Genomic DNA, 21953 nt, shown 5'->3' on the forward strand with positions numbered 1-21953 from the left:
GTGCTGAAAACACTCTGTCCGGCCGCCTTCCAAAGGCAGCCGTGCCGGTCCTTATCCAGTGATCGGCGCGCTGCCTTTCACTGTGGTCATGGTGGCCATGCGGTTCCCGTCATGCAAGCATCGTGTCGATCGCCTGGCGCTGACGGTGCATTTCGAGGAAGATCAGATAGTCCCGCTCGAATCTGTCCCGCGAAGCCGGATCGGGGAGGCGCTTTCGTCCGCCCCTGTCCATCGCGACACATGCCTGCGAAAGATCGGGATAGAGACCCGCCGCCGTCGCGGCGACCATGCCCGTGCCGAGAAGCACGGCGTCCTCGGCTTGCGGCTCTACCACCGTGCAACTGGTGGCGTCGGCGTAGAGCTCCATGAGCAGCGGGTTCTTCACATGCCCGCCCGTCACATGCAGCGTGTCGATGCCGTAGCCGCTCTTGTTGAGCGCATCCAGGATATGTCGGATGCCGAAGGCGATTGCCACGGCCGTACGCCAGTAGAGCCGGCAGAGGCTGTCGAAGGAGGAGTCGAGGGTCAGCCCTGAAATGACGCCGACCGCATGCGGGTCGCCCAGCGGCGAACGGTTGCCGTGGAAATCCGGCAGGACATGCAGGCGCGAGGCCAGAGCAGGGCCCTCCTGCTCGCGCAGTTCGATGATGCGCCCGACGATCTTCTGATGCATAGCCGCATCGGGCTCGCCGCCGGCACCGTGCCAGCGAATGATGTGGTCGAGCAGAGCGCCGGAGACCGACTGTCCGCCCTCCCCGACCCAGTAGCCCGGAAGCGCGGCACCGAGATAAGGCCCCCAGACGCCGCGTACGGGTCTCGGCTCCGGGGAAAAGGCCATGATACAGCTCGACGTGCCGGCGATGAGCGCCATATGCCTGTCGATGCTTGCAGCATTGCCGGCAAAGCCGCCCAGCACCCCGAGGGCCCCGCCATGGGCGTCGATCAGCCCTGCGCCCACCCGGCATTGCTCGGTTAGACCAAGTTCTCCGGCGGCTACCGGCGTAAGCGGCCCGAGATCGGTGCCGATGGCGCTCGCCCTTTCCGGCAATGCTCCGCGCTCCAGCATGTCGCCTATCCCAACTCCGGCGAAAAAGTCCCGCTGCCACCCCGGCGTCTCGTGGGCCAGATAGCCCCATTTGCAGGTCAGCGTGCACTGGGAGCGTTCGAGGCTGCCCGAGGCCTTCCAGGTCAGGAAATCGGCAAGGTCGAAGAAATGCCCGGCGGCCTTCCAGCTTTCCGGCAGGTTGCGCTTCAGCCACATCAGCTTCGGCGTCTGCATCTCCGGCGACATGACGCCACCGATGAAGTCGAGCACCCGGTGTCCGGTGGCCGTGCATTCGTCCGCCTCGCCAATCGCCCGGTGATCGAGCCATACGATCGTGTCCCAATGCGTCTCGCCTGTAAGAGAGACGCTGACCTGCGCGCCGGCCGGATTGCGGACGACGAGCGAGCAGGTGGCGTCGAAGCTGATCCCGGCGATCGCCTCGGCTCTAGCGCCGGCCCGTTGCAACGCCGCCCGCACGCTCTGGCACACCGCCTTCCAGATGTCTTCCGAATCATGCTCGGCATAATCGGCCTGCGGCCTGTTCATCAGGATCGGCTTTTCGGCGCGCCCGAGAAGCCTGCCCTCGCGGTCGAGCACTCCCGCGCGGGCGCTGCCGGTACCCACGTCCACCGCCACCACAAGATCGCGCATCATGAAACCTTCTGCGTTCCTCCAAGCCCGGCGAGGTGCCACGGCAGACTGTCCATCTTGTCAAAGATCAAGTCGGGTTCCAAGCGGCGCAGCAGGCTGCGATGGGCTTCGCCCATCGAATGCGACGCCCCGGCGAAGCAAAGCACCCGCATGCCCGCTCGCCTGGCCGCCTCGACGCCGGCCGGACTGTCCTCGACGACCACGCAGCGCTTGGGCTCGACGCCCATCGCGCGCGCTGCATGAAGGAAAAGATCGGGCGCCGGCTTGCCGTGCGCCACCATGCTCGCGCTGAAGATGTGCGGCTCGAACCGAGCCAGAACTCCCGTCACCTCCAGCGAAAGCCGAACCCGCTCCGGCTGGCTGGAGGAGGCAACGCAAAAGGGAACAGAAAGACCGTCGAGCGCGGCCGAAAGACCCTCGATGCATCGTAGCTCGGCCCGGAAGACGGCGTAGAGCCGCTGCCGCATTCGCTCCAGCGCAGCCTCGTCGAGGTTGACGGCGAAGCGCTCCCTGAGGAGCGCGGTGATCGTCGTCAGGCTGCGGCCCAGAAAGAGCTCGTAGGCTGTCTCGGAATCGATCTCGATGCCGTTCTCCGCGATAGTCTCCAGCAGCACGCGCATGGACAGGGGTTCGCTGTCCACCAGCACGCCGTCGCAGTCGAAGATGACCAGGCCGATGGGCGAAGGTATGCGGTCCTCTCTCATCCTCCGTTCACCAGCAGGTGTAGCCGCCGTCGGCAACCACGATGGAGCCGGTCATGAGGCTCGCCGCATCCGAGGCAAGGAAGTGGACGACCGAGGCGATCTCCTCCGGCTGACCGACACGTCCCATCGGCGTCATCTCCAGCCAGGTGGAATACATTTCCGGATTTTCCTTGATGCCGAAGGCCGTGAGCGGGGTTTCGATATAGGTCGGCGCCACGGCATTCACCCTTACGCCCCGTCGGCCCCATTCGGCGGCCAGCGATTTGGTGAGCTGGTGCACGGCAGCTTTTGAGGCATTGTAGAAAGCTTGCGGCTGCGGCTTGTTGACGATCATGCCCGACATGGAGCCGATGTTGACGATGGAGCCTGAGCCCCGCTTGAGCATTTCGCGGCCAAACGCCCGGCAGCACCAGAAGAGCCCATCAACATTGACGTCCATATGAAGCCGCCAGTGCTCGTCGCTGGTCTCCTCCGCCGGCACATCGCTTCTGGCGACGCCCGCATTGTTGACCAGAATGTCGATGCGCCCAAGCCGCGCCGCGATATCGGCGGCCACCGCGTCAACCTCGGCCGACTTTGTGACATCGATCGCGACGCCCTCGGCCTTCAGCCCGAGCTCCGTCAATCCGGCAACGCTCGCCTCCACGCGCTCAGCCAGCATATCGGCGACCACGACATGCGCGCCCGCCTCGCCAAGCGCGCGTGCACAGGCAGCGCCGATCCCCTGCCCCGCTCCGGTGACAACGGCGACGCGCCCGTCGAGCTTCAGTTTCTCCAGATACATTTTTGAAACACCTTTTTTGTCTTCCACCCGCAATTTGCGCGCCAGCAAAATGCTTCAGCTCATCCAGTTGCCGCCATCGACATTGTAGGTCTGGGCAACGATATAATCGGCCTCGCTCGAGGCGAGGAAAATGGCCATGCCGGCCAAATCCTCAGCCGTTCCCAGCCGACCAAAAGGCACCGCTTTGCTCACCAGGCGCTTCTTCTCGCCTTGCGGGCGGTTCTCATATTTCGCAAAGAGCACATCCACATGATCCCAGTGCTCGCCTTCCACCACGCCGGGCGCGATAGCATTCACATTGATGCCATGCTCGATGAGGTTGAGGCCCGCCGATTGGGTGAGGCTGATCACCGCCGCCTTGGTGGCGCAATAGACGGCGACAAGTGCCTCGCCGCGCCGGCCGGCCTGGCTCGCCATATTGATTATCTTGCCGCCGCGCCCCTGCGCGATCATCTGCCGCGCGGCCGCCTGCATGGTGAACAAGGCGCCGGACACATTGACCGAAAACAGCCGCTCGTAGCTCTCGCGCGTGATCTCGACGATTGGTGCCAGGTCGAACAGCGCCGCATTGTTGATGAGAATGTCGAGGCCGCCCGCTTTTGCCACTACCGCCTCGATGGCGCCGTCTATGGAGGCCTGATCGGCAACGTCGAGATCCACCGCATAGGCTTTTTCGCCAATCGCCCGCGCGGCCTGCTCTGCACGCGCAAGGTCGATGTCGCCGATAGCCACCGTCGCGCCTTCGCGCACATAGGCTTCGGCGAAAGCCCGACCGATGCCGCGTGCGGCACCTGTGATGAGCGCCGACTTGCCCTTCAAGCGCTGCATCAGAGCGCGTCTCCTTCTTGATTGAATTTGTGCACCCGGCCGTCGACCGGCGTCACGAAGACGCTGTCGCCATGCCGCATGCCGACCTCGCCATCGGCACGCACGGTCAGCTGACCGATGCCGTCCACGTCCACGTCCACGTGCAGGAAGGTGTCGGAGCCAAGATGCTCGGCGATGCCCACCTTCCCTTTCCACAGACCCTCGGTCGTCGAAAGCTGCAAGTGCTCCGGCCTGACGCCGACGGTCACGGCACCCAGCTTCTCAGCCTCCGCGCCCGTGATCAGGTTCATGCGCGGCGAACCGATGAAACCGGCCACGAAAAGGTTCGTGGGACTGCGGTAAAGCTCCAGCGGCGAGCCCACCTGCTCTATATGGCCGGCATTGAGCACGACGATCTTGTCGGCCATGGTCATGGCTTCGACCTGGTCGTGCGTGACGTAGATCATTGTGGTCTGCAGCTTGTGGTGCAACTCGCTGATCTCGAGCCGCATGGAGCCGCGCAGCGCCGCGTCGAGATTGGACAGCGGCTCGTCGAACAGGAAAGCCTTGGGCTCGCGCACGATGGCGCGCCCGATGGCGACTCGCTGGCGCTGGCCACCCGAAAGTTGGCCTGGCCGTCGCTCGAGATAGTCGGTGAGATTGAGGATGCGCGCCGCATCGCGCACCCTCTCCTCGATCGCGGACTTGTCCATGCCGGCCATCTTCAGCGGAAAGGCGATGTTGCCGAAGACGCTCATGTGCGGATAAAGCGCATAGGATTGGAACACCATGGATAGCCCGCGCTTGGCCGGCGCGCGGGCGGTCATGTCCTCGCCGTCGATGAGGATCTTGCCACTCGTCGTGTCCTCCAGACCCGCGATCAGCCGAAGCAGGGTAGACTTGCCGCAGCCGGAGGGTCCGACAAAGACAACGAACTCGTTGTCGGCGATGTCGAGATCGATCTGCGGAATGACGACCGTCGAGCCGAAAGACTTGTGCACCTTGTCGAGGCGGATTTCTCCCATTGTCGTGATTCCTTATTTGACGGCGCCGAAGGTGAGCCCGCGCACGAGTTGCCGCTGGGAGAACCAGCCGAGGATGAGGATCGGCGCGATGGCCAGTGTCGAGGCGGCCGAAAGCTTGGCCCAGAACAGCCCTTCCGGGCTCGAATAGGAAGCGATGAAGGCAGTCAGCGGCGCGGCCTTGGCCGCGGTCAGGTTGAGCGTCCAGAACGCTTCGTTCCAGGCCAGGATGATGTTGAGAAGCAGTGTCGAGGCGATGCCCGGAACGGCCATCGGCGTCAGCACATAGACGATCTCCTTGGCCAGCGACGCCCCGTCCATGCGCGCGGCTTCCAAGATGTCGCCCGGGATCTCGCGGAAATAAGTATAGAGCATCCAAACGATGATCGGCAGGTTGGTCATGGTAAGCACGACCGTGAGGCCGAGCCGCGTGTCCAGAAGCCCGCTGTCCCGGAAAAGCAGATAAATCGGCACCAGGACGCCGACCGCCGGCAGCATCTTGGTCGAAAGCATCCACAACAGCACATCCTTGGTGCGCTTGGTCGGCGAGAAGGCCATGGCCCAGGCGGCCGGAATGGCTATCAGCAGGCCGAGAAGCGTCGACCCCACCGAAATGATCACCGAATTGGCGAAGTGCTTGAAATAGTCGGAGCGGGCGTTCACCTCGATATAATTCTCCGCCGTCCAGGCGAAGAACAGGAATTGCGGCGGTGTCGCGATGGCCGTGCCCTCGGTCTTGAAGCTCGTCAGCACTGTCCACAGGATTGGAAAGAAGATGAGGAAGCCGACGAGCCAGCCGAGGATGGTGAAGCCGAGTTTGGTACGGGTCGGAACTGCGCGTGCCATCGTGCCCTCCTAATCCAGGTTCTTGCCGATGAGGCGGATGAGGAAAATCGCAACGATGTTGGCGAGCACCACGGCGACGATGCCGCCGGCCGAAGCCGCGCCCACGTCGAACTGCAACAGCGCCTGAACATAGACGAGATAGGTGATCGTCGTCGTCTGTATGCCCGGCCCGCCGTTTGTCGTGACGAGGATTTCAGCGAAGACGGAAAGCAGGAAGATCGTCTCGATCAAAACGACCACGGTGATGGCGCGTGCCATATGCGGAAGCACGATATGGATGAAGCGCGAGACGCTACCGGCCCCGTCCATCTCAGCCGCCTCTTTCTGTTCGCTGTCGAGCGACTGGAGCGCGGTGAGCAGGATCAGCGTCGCGAAGGGCAGCCATTGCCAGGAGACGATGAGAACGATCGACAGCAGCGGCGCCTCGGCGAACCAGTCGACCGGTTGCAGACCGAAGGTGCGGGAAATCCACGCGAACAGCCCGTTGACCGGGTGCATCAGCATGTTCTTCCACACGAGTGCCGAGACCGTGGGCATTACGAAGAAGGGTGCGATGACCATCAGCCTTACCAGGCCCTGGCCGAAGAACGGCTGGTCGAGGAGCAGCGCCATCATGATGCCGCCGCCGACGCTGATTAGCAGAACGCCTCCAACCAGAAGCAGGGTGTTTGCAAGGGCCGTGAAGAAGGCGGGATCGGTCAGGAAGAAGCGGTAGTTCAGCGTACCCGCCCATTCCTCCATACCGGGCATCAGAAGGTTGTAGCGCAGCATCGAGAAGTAGAGGGTCATCGCCAGAGGCACGGCCATCCACAAAAGCAGCAGGACGACAGCCGGCGTCATCATCAGCCGAGCGCTGGCGCGTGTCTGCAATGTCGCCATGATTTGCACCTTCGTTGTGATGGATGGGAGTCAGGCCCCGCAAGGTACCCCGTTTGCCAACCCTTCGCCGATTTCGATCGACCGCGGGATATACTGCAAGGCGGCCGGAGCCGCGCCACCTGGGAGGAAACAGGGGGCCCGGCTCCGGGAGACGGACGGCTACTTGGTGTAGCCGGCCTTCATCATCTCGCGCTCGGCAAGCGTCTGTGCATTGGACAGGGCCTGATCGACCGTCGACTGGCCGGCGAGCGCCGCCGAGAACTGTTGCCCGACTGCGGTACCGATGCCCTGGAATTCGGGGATCGCCACGAATTGCACGCCGACATAGGGAACTTCTTCGACCGTGGGATGCGTGGGGTCAGCCGCCTGAATCGACTTGAGCGTCAGCTCGGCGAAGGGCGCGGCTTCCTGATAGGCCGGGTTCTCGTAGAGCGAGGTGCGCGTACCGGGCGGCACGTTGGCCCAGCCCTCCTTGTCCGCCACGAGCGCGGCATAGTCCTTGCCCGTCGCCCAGGCGATGAACTTTTTGGCCGCATCGATCTTCTGCGAGCCCGCTGGAATGGCAAGCGACCACGCCCACAGCCAGTTGCCGCGCTTGCCCAGCCCTTTGTCCGGAGCCAGAGCGAAGCCGACCTTGTCGGCCACCTGGCTCTCTTCCGGATTGGTCACGAAGGAGGCCGCGACCGTGGCATCGATCCACATGCCGCACTTGCCGGTCTGGAACAGCGCAAGGTTCTCGTTGAAGCCGTTGGAGGAGGCTCCGGGCGGTCCTGCATCGTTCATGAGATCGACGTAGAATTGCAACGCCTCCTTCCACTCCGGCTGATCGAACTGCGGCTTCCACTCCATGTCGAACCAGCGCGCGCCAAACGAATTGGCCATCGCCGTCAGGAAGGCCATGTTCTCGCCCCAGCCTGCCTTGCCGCGCAGGCAGATGCCGTAAATCTCATTCTCCTTGTCGGTGATCTTGCGCGCTGCCTCCGCGATGAAGTCCCAGGTTGGCGCTTCGGGCATTTCCAGGCCGGCGTCCTCGAAGAGGTCCTTCCGGTACATGACGAACGAGCTTTCACCGTAGAACGGCGCTGCATAGAGCGTGCCGTCCTGCGAGAGCCCGGCTCGGATCGCCGGCAATAGATCGTCGACGTCGTAATCCGCGCCGAAATCGAGCGGCACCAGCCATTCCTGTTTGGCCCAGATCGGCACTTCATAGGTGCCGATGGTCATGATGTCGTATTGGCCGCCCTTGGTGGCTATGTCGGTGGTCACGCGCTGGCGCAGAACGTTTTCCTCCAGCGTCACCCATTCGAGGTCAATGTCGGGATTCTGCTCCGTGAACGCATCAGACAGCTTCTGCATGCGGATCATGTCGCCATTGTTAACGGTGGCAATGGTCAGTGTTTCCGCCTGCGCATGCGCGGCGATTGCGAGCGCCGAACACGCAGCAAGAGCAAGTCGCTTCACCTTCATGATACTCCTCCCAAAGTAATGAGCATTTGCTATGTTAGTGAGCAAATACCCATTTTTGGAATGAGTCAACCCTGCTCCCTTGCTGCGGCGCAGCAAAAAGCGAGGTCAAAGTGGAAAATCAGACTCCGTTGAGAAGCGCCGATGCGGTGCGTTCGTCGGTGATCAGGCCGTTGACGATGTGGCGCTTGACGGCTGCGGCAATGCCGGGGAGTTTTCGTGGTCCCATGGCGGCGGCGATGACGAGAGAAGTGTCGCTCGACGGTATTGGCGCACTCGCCACCCGCTCGTTGGTGATGCCTTTGACCAGCATCCCGTCGGCATCGAAGGCCCAGCCGACGATCTCGCCCACGGCGCCCGCTTCCTGCAGGGCTGTGAGTTCGTCCCGTGAGATGAACCCGTCTTCGAAAATCGGCGCGCTGGGGCCCAGATCGCCAATGCCGACGAAAGTCACGTCAGCCTGCGCGGACAACGCAAGCGTCGAGTGGATCATGGGTTGATCATGCAGAAGCTTGCGCTCCGCCGGCGACGAGGCAATGACCGGTAGGGGCATGGGGAAACTGCGCGCCTTGACCGTGTCAGCCATGGTGAAGATGACATTGTAAAAAGCGGCCGAACCGTCGGGGGCGATGTTGCCCGTCAGCGAGACGATGCGGTGTTGGGGGCACTCCATGGATGGCAACTGCTCGATCGCCGCCTTCAGCGTGCGGCCCGTGCCGATTGCCATGACGATCGGTTCGGGCGATTGCAGGCGCCGCTCGATCTCGGCCGCAGTTGCTTCGGCAATACCGGTCGTGGTCGAGGTCGAAGATGGATCGCTCGGGACCACTTCGGCAAACTGCAGGCAGAAACGCTGCTTCAGCCGGCGGGCGAGCTCCATGCAGCTTGCGATGGGGTGGTCGATACGCACGCGCACCAGCCCCTCGGAAACGGCGAGCGAAACGAGCCGCTGCGCCGACTGGCGCGATACGCCGAGCTTGGCCGCAATCTGGTCCTGAGTATTGCCGGCAACATAGTAAAGCCAGCCGGCCCTGGCCGCATCATCCAACCGACTCTCCCGCACTGCCATCGTTCCGCACCACTCCTTATCGCCACGATCCGCGACAGTATCCGCCATCGATGCAGCCGGTCCATAGCCCTTGCGACCGGGAGACGTAAATCCGTAGCAACGACACATTGCTGCGATTCGTGCGTCGGCAGACCCGAACCAACACTGATGGGCCGCGCTGTCATCGCCGCCCCCGGACCTTCCGTCCGACGTGGTGCGGTGACAGCGACCGCGCCGTATGCAACATTGACTTTGCTACAGCGTCCCTGTCGTCAAGGAGTTGCGATGAAAACGAGTGCTATCTGGCTTACCTCGTTGATCGCATGCGGAAGCCCGCCGGCGATTGCGCATGGGAGTGACTTGGCCGATCATGAAGTGAATGTTCAAGAAGTCATAGCCGCACTCGAGGCTAACGATATGAGCGCGAACGAGATTCGGACGGCCGAATCCTATGTTCGTCTTAATGTCGTGGACCTGAGCGCCTTCAAGTCGAGTGACGAGTATCAAGCGCTCGAGGAAGCCCTGAGCAGAACTGACGACAGTTGGGCGATGGTGCAGACTGCGATTGTCGGCAACGAGTCAATCATGCAGGAACTCAGCCGCCGCTCGGTCGAGGTAAGGAACGTGGTCGCAGCGACGATGGACGGCGAGGGGCTAATCACGATTTACACTCGCTGATGCTGAGACAGCGTGCCGCCAACGGGTGCTTCCTGTCCCTGGCGCGCTTCCTCGCTCCATCCTTCATGTAGCATCCTGCACAAAACCCATATATAATGTGCAACTCCCATCACGTTTGCACTAGAGGAAGTGTCATCGTTTTGGCGTTATTCACGAAGTTTTGCTATCGGTTACACTTGGTGTTACAATGTTTCACCTGCGCGCGATCCTGCGCGTCTGTCCTCACACATTGATTGGACACATAATGAACATTCCCGAATGGACTAAACCCGCCATTTTTGGCGCGGCAGGCGGCGCCTTTGCGCTTGCGATCCTTGGATTTACATGGGGCGGCTGGGTGACCGGCGGCACCGCAGAGGGCATTGCCGCGCATGCCGCGCAGGATGCCCGCGAGCAGATAGTCGCGTCGATCTGTGTCGAGCGCTTCATCGCCAGCGCCGACGCGGCCAGCGACCAGGCCGATCTCAAAGAAGCCAGTTCCTGGCAGCGCGACAATCTCATCGAGGAAGCGGGCTGGATAACGTTGACGGCCCTTCCAGACAACGAGCAGGTTGCTGGAGCAGCGGATATCTGCGCCGAGCGCCTTGTTGCCATGGAAGATCTTCCGGAGCGCATGGTCATGCCTGAAGCCTCCGTTGTCGACCCGAAAGACGTTGATGCCGAACCGTCCGCCATCGACGGCTGAACAATACCATGCGTTCCCCGGTTCATAGCCGGGGAGACGCCTGACATATGACCTCTGCCTTGCCGGCCCTCCTGCCCAAACGATGCGGGATGTTCGTTCCCTGCCGCGCTATCTGATCTTGCGATAATAGACCTTGCCATCGGTCGATTCGAAACGCTGATATGCGGCACTTGCCTCCGGCGCAGGCCGGGCGGCCGGCTTCTTTGCCGCGGGCGGGCGGGCTATGGCAGCGGGGGCTTCCACCCCTGCCTCTTCCATCGGCGGCATCATCAGAGCCGATGCCGGATCGGCCGGCGGCGGGGCCCAGACTTCGGCACGGCGCATGTCGGCAAGGCTCTTGTCCAAAGCGGAGAATGCACGCTCGATATCGTCGAACCGCACCTGCAGCGTGGCGTTCTGCTCGTCGAACTGGTTCTGCAGACCGTTATTCATCCCTTCGAGACGTGCCTTGATACGGGATTCGACCTCGGCGAGCTCGGCCAGCCGCTGCTCAACCGTCCTCACCTCGCCAGCCGCCTTGAGGAGATAGACGGCGGCAGCGAGATTCATGACCGTCAGGATGACCGTGGAGATGGTCAGCGCCACGAACAGCGGATTTCTGCCACCGGCCTGCACGTGACGAGGACCCCGGTCTTCGGCGGGCAGACCCGTCAGTGTGTGGATCTCGGTCATTGCACCATCACCTTGGCACCTATGGAAACGCGCTCATAAAGGTCGACGATATCGGTATTGGTGAGTCGGAAACAGCCCGAGGTGCCGTCGAATCCGACGCCGTCCGGGTCGTTCGTGCCGTGGATACGGTAGAGCGTGTCCCGGCCGTTATCGTGCAAGTAGAGCGCGCGGGCGCCAAGCGGATTGTAGGGACCGGCCGGCACATAGTCGGGCAGGCCGGGTTGGCGTTTACGCATTTCCGTCGGCGGGCGCCATTCGGGCCACACCTTCTTGGCGCCGACCTTGACCACTCCGGTCCAGCCGAAGCCTTCTCGCCCGACGCTGATGTCGTATCTGAGTGCCGTATCCCTGCCGGTCACCAGATAGAGCGCCCTCTCGTCCTTGCGAATAAGGATCGTCCCGGGTGTTTCCTGCGTGGCGAACGTCACCTGACGACGCAGGCTCGGCCCCATGGACGGCAGAGGTGGCCGCTTTTGCTGCGAGACCCACTGGATGCTGCCCTGCGCATGGGAGAGCGGCGCGGCGGTAAGGACGCCGAGCACCAGCGCGAGCACCGACAAAAGCCGCATCCATGGCAGCGCGTCAATTGGTCTTTGCATGCAGCCGCTCCCGGAAAATATTCTTCAGATCCTTGTTGAAACGCGCCCGCGCGTGCACCTCCGTGGGCAGCATGGCGCGGTTCAGCGCGTCGGTCAAAAGTGCACCGTCGAGCGCCACCGAACGGATGTTCGGTGCCTTGAATACTTTCTCGAGTTCCCTTTGCGAGAAATGGTTGCCGAAGAGCTTGCGCTTGTGCTTGTTGGCGATGAGGGTGATGCTGGCTGAATTGCCGCGCAACTCGCGCACCTTCCTGTGCAGGCGCTTCGCCAGGCGAAGGGAGGCGATGTTGAGCTCGAAAACGATGAAGATCTCATCGCTGGTCGAAAGCACCGAATTGTGCCAGGGCGTCTCCAGGTTCGGCAGGTCGATGATCACCTCCTCGAACCGGTAGGCAACGAGGTCGAGCAGCCGGAAGACGAAGTCGGCGCCGGTCGGCTCGTAGGGAAGGCCCGGCCGCTCGAAGGAATAGAGCGTAAAGCCCGGCTTGCGCGACAGCTTGATGACGTCCATCAATTCGACATCCAGCCGCTCCGGATGGCTGACGATGGCCTCAAGATCGAACTCGTTGGAGAGGTTGAGGTAGGCGCTGCAGCAGGCGCTCTGGAAGTCGAGGTCGACCAGGCAGGTGTCCTCCGCCTTGCCGGGTGAACTGCCTGCAAAATAGTCGGCTGCCGCAAGCGCGAGCGTCGTCGCGCCGGCGCCACCCGAGGCGCCGATGAAGGTGATGATGCGGCTTTTCACCGCCTGGTCGCCGCTGTCGTGGAAGGTCACCGCATTCAACAGATCTTTGCCGTCGAACGGCTTCTTCAGCCAGTCCGAGGCGTTAATACGCACAAGATTGCGCATTTGTTCGGGCTTCAACTCCGCCGAAACGGCAATGAGCGGCACGGCGCCCCAGGAGGAGCGCACAGCGGTGATCGACGGGTCGCCCAGCATCTCCCCCTCGCCCACGTCGAGGATGATGACGCTCGGCCTGAGATCGCCAGGTGCGCCGCGCAGGAACTCCCGGGCGTCGGCTACCTGCACCTCGTAGATCGCGAGCGCGTCGAGCCGCTGGGCGACCTCGCTGCGGAACTTCTGGTCCGACGAGAAAAGCGCGATGCGCTTGCGCCGTGTGGGCAGGACTTTCTGGTTAATGGCGTTCATGGGTAGACGCCTCTCATATCTTCGCCCGTCACCGTGCTGAGCATGGAGGGCATGTTGACGTTGTTGAAACCGAGCAGGCCGCCGAGGAAGAAGAACTGGAAGGTGAGATTCTGGAGACTGACCGTGATCGTCGGCACGGCACCACCGGGACGCGTCTGATAACCCAGCCCCGAAGCGGTATAGCGGATGACCACGTTGGCTGGCTGAAGGCGCGGAAAGAAATCGCACATACCCGGTCGGCCGGTCGATCCCTGTCCGCACGTGTTCAGATCGTCGCCAAAGAAGATGCGGTTGAAGTTGGCGGGCGTAAACGTGCCGGAGGAAGTGCAGGCGCTCGTGGCGCCATCGCAGATATAGTCGTAGCTGCCCGGCGGTATGGGATCCCCCGGCGTCGTCGCAGGCCCGGCACTTGCAATCTGGGGCGCCACCGGATCGGAAATCGAGGCCATGCGCGCGCCGACCTGCACGGCCTTGTTGGCGGCATTCCACTGGTAGAATGCGTAGCCGAAATCGACGAAACCGAGCGTCAGCACAAGCAAGAGCACGATGCTGATGGTCATCTCGACCATCGTCGCGCCGCTCTGATCCCTGAGAAAGTGCTGGAACAGCGTCATCTCACCACCCCACGACGCGTTCTTCATGGGAAGCGGTCAGCGTGATCGGACCGATGCCGAGATAGCTGAGAAGGGAGGTGCCGGCATAGTTGTAGGATGTGGTGAGGCGAACCGTGTCTACATCGCCCGAGGAACGATAGTCCTGAAGGCCGGTGCCCGGATCGACGTTGTTCGCGGTGGTGTAGGTTGCGATTATGACGGGACCGGACCAGTCGGACAGGCGCAGGGTGCCGGCGGTGATTGTGCCGTAGAGCGCGATGTTCGCAGCATTGGTCCCGCAATTGATGGCCAGGCCTGCTTCGGTGAAGAGCGGCTCGTTGCAGCGCGCATAGTAGCGGGCGGCATCGCGCAGGCCGGCCTCGATCAGCAGCTTGCGATAGATGACATTGCTGAATTCGAAGACACCGGCGGAAAGTGCGATCATCAATGGCGTGATCAGCGTCATTTCGATGAGGACCTGGCCGCGCTCGTCGCCGCGGAATTTCTTGAGAAGTGCATGGAGCGCGCGCTGCATCACATCACCTGTAGAGCTGCACTTCTTCGCGCACGAAGTTCGTCAGCGTTCCCCGGCCCTGGATACCGTCGATGTCGACGATCTCGGCCAGAACCTCGTCGGCGGTGACGGCTTCGGTCAGGAAGAAGCTGGCAAAACCGATGGCCGGCGGCGCGCCGCTCTGACCCTGCAGCTGAGCCTGCACGTCGGGATCGGAGCACTCCAGGACGGCAGCATGGATCATGCGGCGCTCCTCGTCGCCGACCGTGGAATGGCAAGCCGGAACGCCGGTTTCGCCTCCGTTTGCGTCACCCACCGATGCCCTCGGCACCAATCCCTGCGAAATCTCATACTTGTAGAGCTCATAACGGCTTGGAGGATTGGCATTCGAATAGGCGCTGCCATCCTCATCGGTGAAATTGGCCATGTCTGTCGCGGTGAAGTTGTTGGCCGCGAGATAGGTCTCATAGTCCCACTCGCCGTTGCCGATCTGGCCGGTGAAGGCCGTATCGGGCGTCAGTTGCTGGAATAGAGCCGGATCAGATGCCAATTCCATGTTGCAGGCGTTGGCGCTGGCGTTCTGATACCTGAAACCCTTGCGCACATTCGGTGCGGGCGGCCAGGCCGTATTCGTGTTCGACGGGAAGCCGCCGCCATTGTGGTACATGTCGAAGCGCGTATTGAAGCCCGCCTTGGCCTTTGTCGTCAGGTTGCCGGTCTGGGTGTAGACACGCCGCCTGCTGACACATTCGGGCAGGGTGCCCCGCGCCAGATCCTCCGCCAACTCGTTCTCGCCATAGCCATGCGCATCTTCCGGCCGCAGGAAGCCGAAATTGCCCGGACCCCAGGATGTGCCGCCGACCACGAGCTTGATGCTCCTGCGGTAGAAATTGTCGTCGTTGACGACCTCGTGGAACGGCTGGCCGGGGAACGGATTGCAGATAAACAAAGGTGTCATTTCACAGATGACACCTCCGGCGTTGCCCGCCACAGCAACAGCGCTCACATTGAAGTTGTTCTGCCCGCCTCCCGGCAGGAAGGAGGCTGGAAAGATCGCGGAGAAGCCGGTCGGATTGACTGTGACCTCGACGAACTGCGCTTCGTCCGCATCGTTCACCTCGTCCGCGATGACATCGGCGGCACCGATCGGATCGCTGTCATTGGCCGGCAGGCTGCGCAGGTAGCGCCGGACGATGCCGGCATTGGTGAGAGTCTGCTCGGGGCCAGCGTCGGAGAAACGATAGGTGTTGTCGACCAGATTGGCGATCGCCCGGTCGCCGCGGACGACCGAGTCCGAGCGTCCATCGAGTTCATAGGCCGCCGCGATGGCAAACGCGTCGGCGCCCTTTTGCAGATCGTTGTGGAGGTTGCCCGCGCGGCTCATGTCGAGTGCCAGCAGGGCGAAGCCGATGATGGCCGGCAGCATGACGGAGACGAGAATCAGCGCAACGCCGCGCTCGTCGTGCCTGAATCTGAAGAATACTCTACGCAGCACACCCATTACTGTTGTCCTAAGCCCCGGCGCCAAACCCTCAACACGCGCCGCGAACCTTTCTTTGCGCCTGATCAGGACTTCCTCCCGGCAAATCGTCCCCACGCGCCGGGTTCCTGTTCAAGCCCTGTTGCCCTCTCGTCCTTTTCCTTCCTCGTGATTCTGCTGTTTGAACTAAGCTTTATTCATTGTCCGATATTGAACGTGATGTTGGCCGGCGGCTGCGCCTGGCCCGGCTCCTGCGATTTCCTGTAGCGCTCCACCGCGTCCGCCGCCCGCTTGCCGTCGCTCGGTATCTCCGTCACCTCCGAAGCCGGGTTGAACGCATTGGTCGTCTGCAGCATCATGTTGTACTTCTGCACGTCGCCGGCGGCGAGCGTCACCGTGTCGTAATGGTTGAGATAGTCGGCGCAGCCGGAAAGACTGGCTGCGAGGCCGATCAAAGCGGCAAGCGGTATCAGCCTATTTCTTGACATAGACCATCCCATCCTTCTTGACGTCGAGCATGTGGCCGTAGGGGCCGATCACCCCGTCGCCGAGTTCGTACTTGCGGATCATGTCCTTGCTCACCTCGAGCTGGCCGAGCAGGAAGAATTCTGGATCGTTGGTCGGCCGCGTCTTGTCGAAGGGCGTGGCCAGCTGCTCGCCGGGCTTCACCGGACGCACGATGCGCGGCGTAACGATGATGACGAGATCCGTCTCGTTCTTGATGAAGCTCGAAGAGCGGAACAGCGCCCCGATGATGGGTATCTGGCCGATCCAGGGCACCTGGCTCTGGATCTTGCGGTTGGTCGACTGCAAGAGGCCGGCGATCGCGAAGCTCTGTCCATCGCGCAGCTCGATCACGGTGGAGGCCTTGCGGGTCACGAAGGCAGGGATCTCGATGTCGGCCGTGCGCAGCGTCGTCGTCGGGTCGACCTCGCTCACCTCCGGATTGAGGCGGAGATTGATCTTGCTGTCTTCCAGCACGATCGGCGTGAACGCGAGCTTGACGCCATATTCCTTGAACTCGATGGTGATCTTGTCGTCCTCGCGCGCCACCGGGATCGGCACCTCGCCGCCCACGAGGAAGCTCGCCGTCTCGCCAGAAAGCGCCGTCAGGTTGGGCTCCGCCAACCGGCGGGCCAGCCGTTTGTCCTCCAGCGCGCGGATAAGGATGTCGACATTAACCCCGGCGTCGATGACCCGCGCAATCAGGGAAGCGAAAGGCGCATTACCGGTAGCGAACAGCGCGCCGGCCGCGGCAGCGCCGGAAAGCAACCCCTTATCTGATCCGTCACTCGAAGCCGCCATCGAAACTCCCAGCTCGCGCCCGGCATTGCGCGAGACTTCGAGGATGCGCACCTCCAGCGTCACCTGCTGGCCGTCCTCGACCATCACCGAATTGATGACGTTCTCTGGGCCGTATTGTGCGGCCACGTCCAGCACCTTGGCGAGCGTTGCGCCGTCCTTGACCGTGCCGCCCAGCCGCACGCGGCCGTTGGCCGTGCCGACGGTGATGTTGGAACGCGGCGCGATCTGGCGGATGGCCTGCGTCATGTCCTCGATATCGACGCCCACCTCCACTTGCACCACGCCCAGCGAGCGCTGGTCGTCGGAGAACAGGTTGACCGAGGTCGTGCCCGGTCCCTTGGCGATGATGTAGAGCGTGCGGTCGGTCATAGGCTGGGCGTCGGCGATGTTGTTGTCCGCCACCACGATGTCGCCCAGCGTCTGGTTCACCTCGATCGTCAGCGACTGCGAGATGGGCAGGAAGATGCGATGGACGCGCGGCGAGGAGACGTCGATGCGCCGGTCGGCGGCGTGAGCCCCTGAGCCTGCCCACAATGCGGCAACCAGGGCCAACATTGCGAGGGCGGCGAACCGCCTTGATCCGATATGCAGCATGTGTTCCGTCCCCACTTCGTCATCCGCGCATCCACCAACGCGGAATCCTCCAGCACCGCGGCTATCGCAGCCGTGGTACGTCATAGGCCTGCCTATCCAGGCCGCGATGCACATTCACTGACACACGTTTCGGCGGTTCCGCTTCGATGAGCCGTACCACCTCGCGCACTTCCGGCTCTTCCCGAATCACCGGCTGCTGCACTCTCTTGAGCTCATTCTCAACGGTGTCGATACGTGTTTCGAGCCTGCTGCCGACGCTTTCCACAGCTTCCCTGATGCCGGCGATGTCAGCCTCGGCGCGCTTGCGCGCTTCCTCCAGCGCCTGCTGGCGCGCGAGCTCGGCCTGCCGGGCAGCCACATCGGCCGGCGTATCGCCAATCAGGTCGTTCAGCGTGATGCGGTCGGTGATCTGGCCTTCCGGAGAGGCGACCTGCCTGAGCGCCAGCGACAATTGCCCCACGCCGGAGGCGAGTGTCAGCTTCTGCGCGTCCTTGGTGCTGACCTCCAGCGTCACCGACTTGACCACGGTGGGGTCGTTCCTCTTCTCGTCGGCCTGCTGATCGACGGCGAGCACCTTGATGCTCTGCAAAAGCACGTCGACGAACGGCTGATCATCGCCATCATTGTTGCGGGCATTGCGCGTAAGCAGCACATCCACCCGGTCGCCGGGCAGCACGAAGCCCGCCACGCCGAGCACGTCGTTGACACGTATGGAGACGGCGCGCATGCCTTCCGCCAGCACAGCCGAGAGCGTGGCGCGCTGACCGGGCCCGGTGATCCTGCTTTCAAGGACCGGCTCGTTGGCCGCCATGGCGGTGAGCACTTGGCGGCCGCCCTCGGCGGAGATCAGTTCCTGGCGCGTCCTGAAGGTGCCGGGCGGAACCGCATTGGCGGGCCAGGCGATCTCGCGCAGATTGTCGGCATTCAGGGTATCGCCGAAGTTCAGTGCGGTGGCCGCCACGACAATAGTCGCCTGCGGCGTCTCCTCGCCCCCGCCGCTCGCGAACGCGCTGCGCTGGCCGTCGAGCCACACATTGGCGAGCACGACGGCGACGATGCCGAAGACGGCCGCCAGAACGACCATGATAATTGAATTCGCACGCATCTTAATGCCCCGCCCCACGAGCGCTCAACACTCGCGTTGATTAGTTTGTCAGGCCCGGGTGCATCCACCCGGGCCTGAATTGATGCTCTTGCTCAGCAGACGATGCCTAGAGCGGTACACAAGGCGCCCCATTTACCCTGCGCCCAGATTCCCACTGCAACCACGGCGGCGATCACCAAAGCGGTGATGAGCCCTATCAGGATCGTATATTCGACCATGGCAGCGCCGTTCTCGTCGTCGCGGAACTGCCGGGCTATCGACATGATCTTTTTCATCTCAACTTACCCCAACTCGGTTTTTACTCGACGAGACCTGCGTCGAGGCGATCCCCCGGCAAGCACCCCCGTCATCTGCAATCTTGCTGCCGGCTAATATAATAGTCAATCAGCTTAACTTACCCTTAACTATCTCCGGCCCCATTCACGCCTCCCGGAATTGTGCCCAGATTCGCGCTAAACATTTGTTTTCAATTTGTTTTCTTGATCATTAACCGAACGTTCACGGCAATGCCAATTTTACGCCACTTTCGTAAGAAACAGAAATAACCTACCTAGTTGGAGGTATTCGATCTTCTTTTCTTTTGTATTCGTGGCAACTCATAATGAACTGGAAACTTGAGTACAAAACACCTATTTGCCTTCCCGATGTAAAATGCTATATATACTTTTACGTGTCTCGAATGCGTTGACCCACGCGCAGATTGCAGTTTTTCCACCGAGCAGCGGTGGGCCTCATAGGCATGGAGCCGCATCCGCAGGTTGCAAAGCAAAAGTCATACAAATCAAATAAAAGTTCAGGACAATCCCAAATTTCACTTTACCGATACGGGACGATTGAGCGCAGATTAAGTCGTTACGGCGTTTTTTCTAAAGTTGTCTTGCACAAGACGGCCCCTACCGGCTAGATTGTATGGAGGCAAGGGGGCTCCACCGAGATGCTCGGACGGTTCACGAGAGGCAATGTCGCAGCGCCGGCGCGCATCGAGCCGAATGTCGAGCCCGTTGCCGAAGCGCCGAGGCCGCCCGAGCCGGTAATCTCCGAAGCCGGCGTGGCGAAGCAGAAGAGCCACACCGACGCCATGCTCGATCTCAAGGTGGAGCTTCACCGCCACCTGATCGAGCGCTTCAACCTGGCGGTCATGGAGACGGCGACCAAGGAACAGATCCTCGACCAGATCCGCCCCGTGGTGCGCGACTTCGTGCGGACCTCCGCCGTGCCGCTCAATGCGCGCGAGCTCGACAGGCTGACCAGCGACACGGCGGACGAGATGCTGGGTCTGGGGCCGCTGGAGCCGCTCCTGAAAGACGATTCGATTGCCGATATCCTCATCAACACGCATCGCAGCGTGTATGTGGAGCGCCGCGGCAAGCTGGAAGAAACTCCGGTGCGCTTCCGCGACGAGACGCATCTTCTGCGCATCATCAACAAGATCGTCTCGGCCGTCGGCCGGCGTGTCGACGAATCCTATCCCATGGTGGATGCGAGGCTGGAGGACGGCTCACGCGTCAATGTCGCCGTGCGGCCGGTCTCGATCGACGGGCCGCTGGTCTCCATCCGCAAGTTCTCGCGCAACCCTTATTCGCTGGAACGGCTTGTGGAACTGGGCTCCATTCGCCCGCAAATGATCGATCTGTTGCGGATTGCAGTCCAGACGCGCAAGTCGATCCTGGTTTCAGGGGGCACCGGCAGCGGCAAGACGACGCTGCTCAACGCGCTGTCCAACTATATCTCGCCGCTGGAGCGCCTGATCACCATCGAGGACGCGGCCGAGTTGCAATTGCAGCAGCCGCATGTCGGCCGGCTGGAGACCCGCCCCCCCAATGTCGAGGGGAAGGGCGAGGTACGCCAGCGCGAACTGGTCAAGAACGCGCTCAGGATGCGGCCCGACCGCATCATCGTGGGCGAGGTGCGTGGCGAGGAGGCCTTCGACATGCTGCAGGCCATGAATACCGGCCACGAGGGCTCCATGACCACGATCCACGCCAACACGCCACGCGACGCGCTGTCACGCATGGAGCAGATGGTCGGCATGGCCGGCATGCCGATGAGCCAGGAATCGATCCGCGGCCAGATCGCCTCCGCCATCGACATGATCGTGCAGACGCAGCGGCTTTCCGATGGCGGCCGGCGCGTCATCTCAATCGCGGAACTGACGGGCATGGAAGGCAGCGTGATCCAGATCCAGGAAATCTATCATTTCGTGCGCCGCGGCGTCACGCCGGAGGGCAAGATCATCGGCGACTACCGCGCCTCCGGCGTCCGCCCACGCTTCGCCCAGGAAGCTGCCACGATGGGCCTGCAGTTCGCCAAGGACGCCTTCAACCCTCAGGTGCCTCTGTGAGGGGGCGGAAATGCTGACCGGCCAGACACTCCTCTACGTCGTCTATGTGCTGGTTGCCGCCGCCGCCATCCTCGCCATCGAGGCCTTCTATCTCAGCTTCGCCAGGCGCCGCGCCAGGAGCGGCATCATCAACCGGAGGCTGAAACGGCTGGCCGAGGACGCTCCGGCGGAGGAGACGTTGAAGGGCCTGTTACGCGAGCGGGGTCTGAGCGAGACCGGCGACTTCGCCTTCGGTGCCGTGGCGCTCAACCGGCTCTACACCCAGTCCGGCGTGACCGGCAATCCGATCGCGTTCTTGGCCGTCTTCGCGGCGATCGGCGCCGTTACCGGCCTCGGCATGCGCATCTTCGCCTTCTCCAGCATCCTCTCTTTTCTCACCTTCCTCTTCATCGCCTTCGCGCTGCCCTGGCTGCATCTGAAGCGCAAGCGCAAGAAGCGGATCACCCGGTTCGAGCGTCAGCTTCCCGACGCGCTGGACATGATCGTGCGGTCGCTGCGGGCCGGCCATCCGACCACGGTCGCCGTTGGCCTCGTGTCGCGCGAGATGCCCGATCCGCTGGGCACCGAATTCGGCATCGTCTCCGACGAGATCACCTTCGGCCTGAGCCTGGAACAGGCGGTCAGGAAGCTCGCCGAGCGCGTTGGCTTCGAAGGGCTCAACCTGCTTGCCGTCTCGCTGTCGATCCAGGCCAAGACCGGCGGCAACCTGACCGAGATCCTCGCCAATCTTTCCAAGGTGCTGCGCGAGCGCTGGAAGATGCGGCTGAAGATCCGCGCTCTTTCGGCGGAGGGCCGCGTCTCGGCCTGGATGATCTCCGGCTTCCCGCTGGTCATGTTCGGTCTCCTGATGCTCATCACACCGAGCTATTACGGCGACATATGGGACAATCCGGCGGTCATGCCGACCCTTGTCATCTTCGGCGGCTGGGCGCTTCTGGGTGATTTCATCATGTATCGCATGGTAAATTTCGACTATTGACGGGAGGTGTT

At 62.3% G+C, this 21953-nt stretch carries 23 protein-coding genes; 4 read left to right on the top strand and 19 right to left on the bottom strand.

The features are described from left to right. Nucleotides 1-109: 109 nt before the first annotated feature. The 9 genes from N1058_RS09820 to N1058_RS09860 form a co-directional block, all read right to left on the bottom strand. Nucleotides 110-1696, bottom strand: coding sequence for an FGGY-family carbohydrate kinase (locus N1058_RS09820; RefSeq protein ID WP_420847971.1), 1587 nt, complete (start codon nt 1694-1696; stop codon nt 110-112). Beyond that, entirely contained in the window at nt 1696-2400 is a 705-nt protein-coding gene (locus N1058_RS09825; protein WP_265517336.1) for an HAD family hydrolase, read from the bottom strand. Before N1058_RS09825 ends, N1058_RS09820 begins: the two co-directional genes overlap by 1 nt. A 7-nt stretch (nt 2401-2407) precedes the next feature. Then, complete coding sequence (locus tag N1058_RS09830) at nt 2408-3184, bottom strand: SDR family NAD(P)-dependent oxidoreductase (RefSeq protein ID WP_265517337.1); 777 nt, start codon at nt 3182-3184, stop codon at nt 2408-2410. A 54-nt stretch (nt 3185-3238) separates the two neighbouring features. Continuing rightward, nucleotides 3239-4012, bottom strand: coding sequence for an L-iditol 2-dehydrogenase (locus N1058_RS09835; RefSeq protein WP_265517338.1), 774 nt, complete (start codon nt 4010-4012; stop codon nt 3239-3241). Beyond that, complete coding sequence (locus tag N1058_RS09840) at nt 4012-5016, bottom strand: ABC transporter ATP-binding protein (RefSeq protein WP_265517339.1); 1005 nt, start codon at nt 5014-5016, stop codon at nt 4012-4014. The genes N1058_RS09835 and N1058_RS09840 overlap by 1 nt, the downstream gene beginning before the upstream one ends. Before the next feature lie 12 nt (nt 5017-5028). Next, a complete protein-coding gene (locus tag N1058_RS09845; protein ID WP_265517340.1) occupies nt 5029-5859 on the bottom strand; it encodes a carbohydrate ABC transporter permease in 831 nt (276 codons plus the stop codon). Between the two features lie 9 nt (nt 5860-5868). Continuing rightward, nucleotides 5869-6738 carry a carbohydrate ABC transporter permease gene (locus N1058_RS09850; protein ID WP_265517341.1) on the bottom strand — a complete coding sequence of 290 codons (870 nt, stop codon included), beginning with the start codon at nt 6736-6738 and terminating at the stop codon, nt 5869-5871. A gap of 159 nt (nt 6739-6897) precedes the next feature. Beyond that, a complete protein-coding gene (locus N1058_RS09855; RefSeq protein ID WP_265517342.1) occupies nt 6898-8205 on the bottom strand; it encodes an ABC transporter substrate-binding protein in 1308 nt (435 codons plus the stop codon). 118 nt (nt 8206-8323) lie between these two features. Then, nucleotides 8324-9271 carry a sugar-binding transcriptional regulator gene (locus N1058_RS09860; RefSeq protein ID WP_265517514.1) on the bottom strand — a complete coding sequence of 316 codons (948 nt, stop codon included), beginning with the start codon at nt 9269-9271 and terminating at the stop codon, nt 8324-8326. A 264-nt stretch (nt 9272-9535) separates the two neighbouring features. Between N1058_RS09860 and N1058_RS09865 the strand changes: the two genes are divergently transcribed. Together N1058_RS09865 and N1058_RS09870 are read left to right on the top strand one after the other, a co-directional pair. Continuing rightward, complete coding sequence (locus N1058_RS09865) at nt 9536-9928, top strand: hypothetical protein (protein ID WP_265517343.1); 393 nt, start codon at nt 9536-9538, stop codon at nt 9926-9928. Nucleotides 9929-10172: 244 nt separating this feature from the next. After that, entirely contained in the window at nt 10173-10613 is a 441-nt protein-coding gene (locus tag N1058_RS09870) for a hypothetical protein (RefSeq protein WP_265517344.1), read from the top strand. Nucleotides 10614-10721: 108 nt separating this feature from the next. On the opposite strand, the gene N1058_RS09875 is transcribed toward N1058_RS09870, so the two are convergent. From N1058_RS09875 to N1058_RS09920, 10 genes are all read right to left on the bottom strand, one after another. Next, nucleotides 10722-11285, bottom strand: coding sequence for a hypothetical protein (locus N1058_RS09875; RefSeq protein ID WP_265517345.1), 564 nt, complete (start codon nt 11283-11285; stop codon nt 10722-10724). Further along, nucleotides 11282-11884, bottom strand: a complete 603-nt coding sequence (locus tag N1058_RS09880) for a L,D-transpeptidase (protein ID WP_265517346.1) — start codon at nt 11882-11884, stop codon at nt 11282-11284. The genes N1058_RS09875 and N1058_RS09880 overlap by 4 nt, the downstream gene beginning before the upstream one ends. After that, nucleotides 11868-13031 carry a CpaE/TadZ family protein gene (locus N1058_RS09885; RefSeq protein ID WP_265517347.1) on the bottom strand — a complete coding sequence of 388 codons (1164 nt, stop codon included), beginning with the start codon at nt 13029-13031 and terminating at the stop codon, nt 11868-11870. Before N1058_RS09885 ends, N1058_RS09880 begins: the two co-directional genes overlap by 17 nt. Further along, on the bottom strand, nt 13028-13672 hold the full coding sequence (locus N1058_RS09890) for a TadE/TadG family type IV pilus assembly protein (RefSeq protein WP_265517348.1): 645 nt from the start codon (nt 13670-13672) through the stop codon (nt 13028-13030). The genes N1058_RS09885 and N1058_RS09890 overlap by 4 nt, the downstream gene beginning before the upstream one ends. After that, entirely contained in the window at nt 13647-14159 is a 513-nt protein-coding gene (locus N1058_RS09895) for a TadE/TadG family type IV pilus assembly protein (protein ID WP_265517349.1), read from the bottom strand. The genes N1058_RS09890 and N1058_RS09895 overlap by 26 nt, the downstream gene beginning before the upstream one ends. Nucleotides 14160-14163: 4 nt before the next feature. Next, entirely contained in the window at nt 14164-15639 is a 1476-nt protein-coding gene (locus N1058_RS09900; protein ID WP_265517350.1) for a pilus assembly protein TadG-related protein, read from the bottom strand. Nucleotides 15640-15815: 176 nt separating this feature from the next. Further along, entirely contained in the window at nt 15816-16106 is a 291-nt protein-coding gene (locus tag N1058_RS09905) for a hypothetical protein (RefSeq protein ID WP_265517351.1), read from the bottom strand. Then, nucleotides 16093-17517 carry a type II and III secretion system protein family protein gene (locus N1058_RS09910; protein WP_265517352.1) on the bottom strand — a complete coding sequence of 475 codons (1425 nt, stop codon included), beginning with the start codon at nt 17515-17517 and terminating at the stop codon, nt 16093-16095. Before N1058_RS09910 ends, N1058_RS09905 begins: the two co-directional genes overlap by 14 nt. Nucleotides 17518-17578: 61 nt before the next feature. Beyond that, nucleotides 17579-18622 carry a Flp pilus assembly protein CpaB gene (gene cpaB, locus N1058_RS09915; protein ID WP_265517353.1) on the bottom strand — a complete coding sequence of 348 codons (1044 nt, stop codon included), beginning with the start codon at nt 18620-18622 and terminating at the stop codon, nt 17579-17581. A gap of 92 nt (nt 18623-18714) precedes the next feature. After that, on the bottom strand, nt 18715-18897 hold the full coding sequence (locus N1058_RS09920; protein ID WP_265517354.1) for a Flp family type IVb pilin: 183 nt from the start codon (nt 18895-18897) through the stop codon (nt 18715-18717). Between the two features lie 659 nt (nt 18898-19556). On the opposite strand from N1058_RS09920, the gene N1058_RS09925 reads away from it, so the two are divergent. Together N1058_RS09925 and N1058_RS09930 are read left to right on the top strand one after the other, a co-directional pair. Beyond that, nucleotides 19557-20963, top strand: coding sequence for a TadA family conjugal transfer-associated ATPase (locus tag N1058_RS09925; RefSeq protein ID WP_265517355.1), 1407 nt, complete (start codon nt 19557-19559; stop codon nt 20961-20963). Nucleotides 20964-20973: 10 nt separating this feature from the next. After that, nucleotides 20974-21942: a type II secretion system F family protein gene (locus tag N1058_RS09930; protein ID WP_265517356.1), complete on the top strand. Its 969-nt coding sequence runs from the start codon at nt 20974-20976 to the stop codon at nt 21940-21942. Nucleotides 21943-21953 lie beyond the last annotated feature (11 nt).

Source organism: Nitratireductor luteus, from assembly GCF_026162365.1.
In the GTDB taxonomy this organism is placed as follows: domain Bacteria; phylum Pseudomonadota; class Alphaproteobacteria; order Rhizobiales; family Rhizobiaceae; genus Chelativorans; species Chelativorans luteus.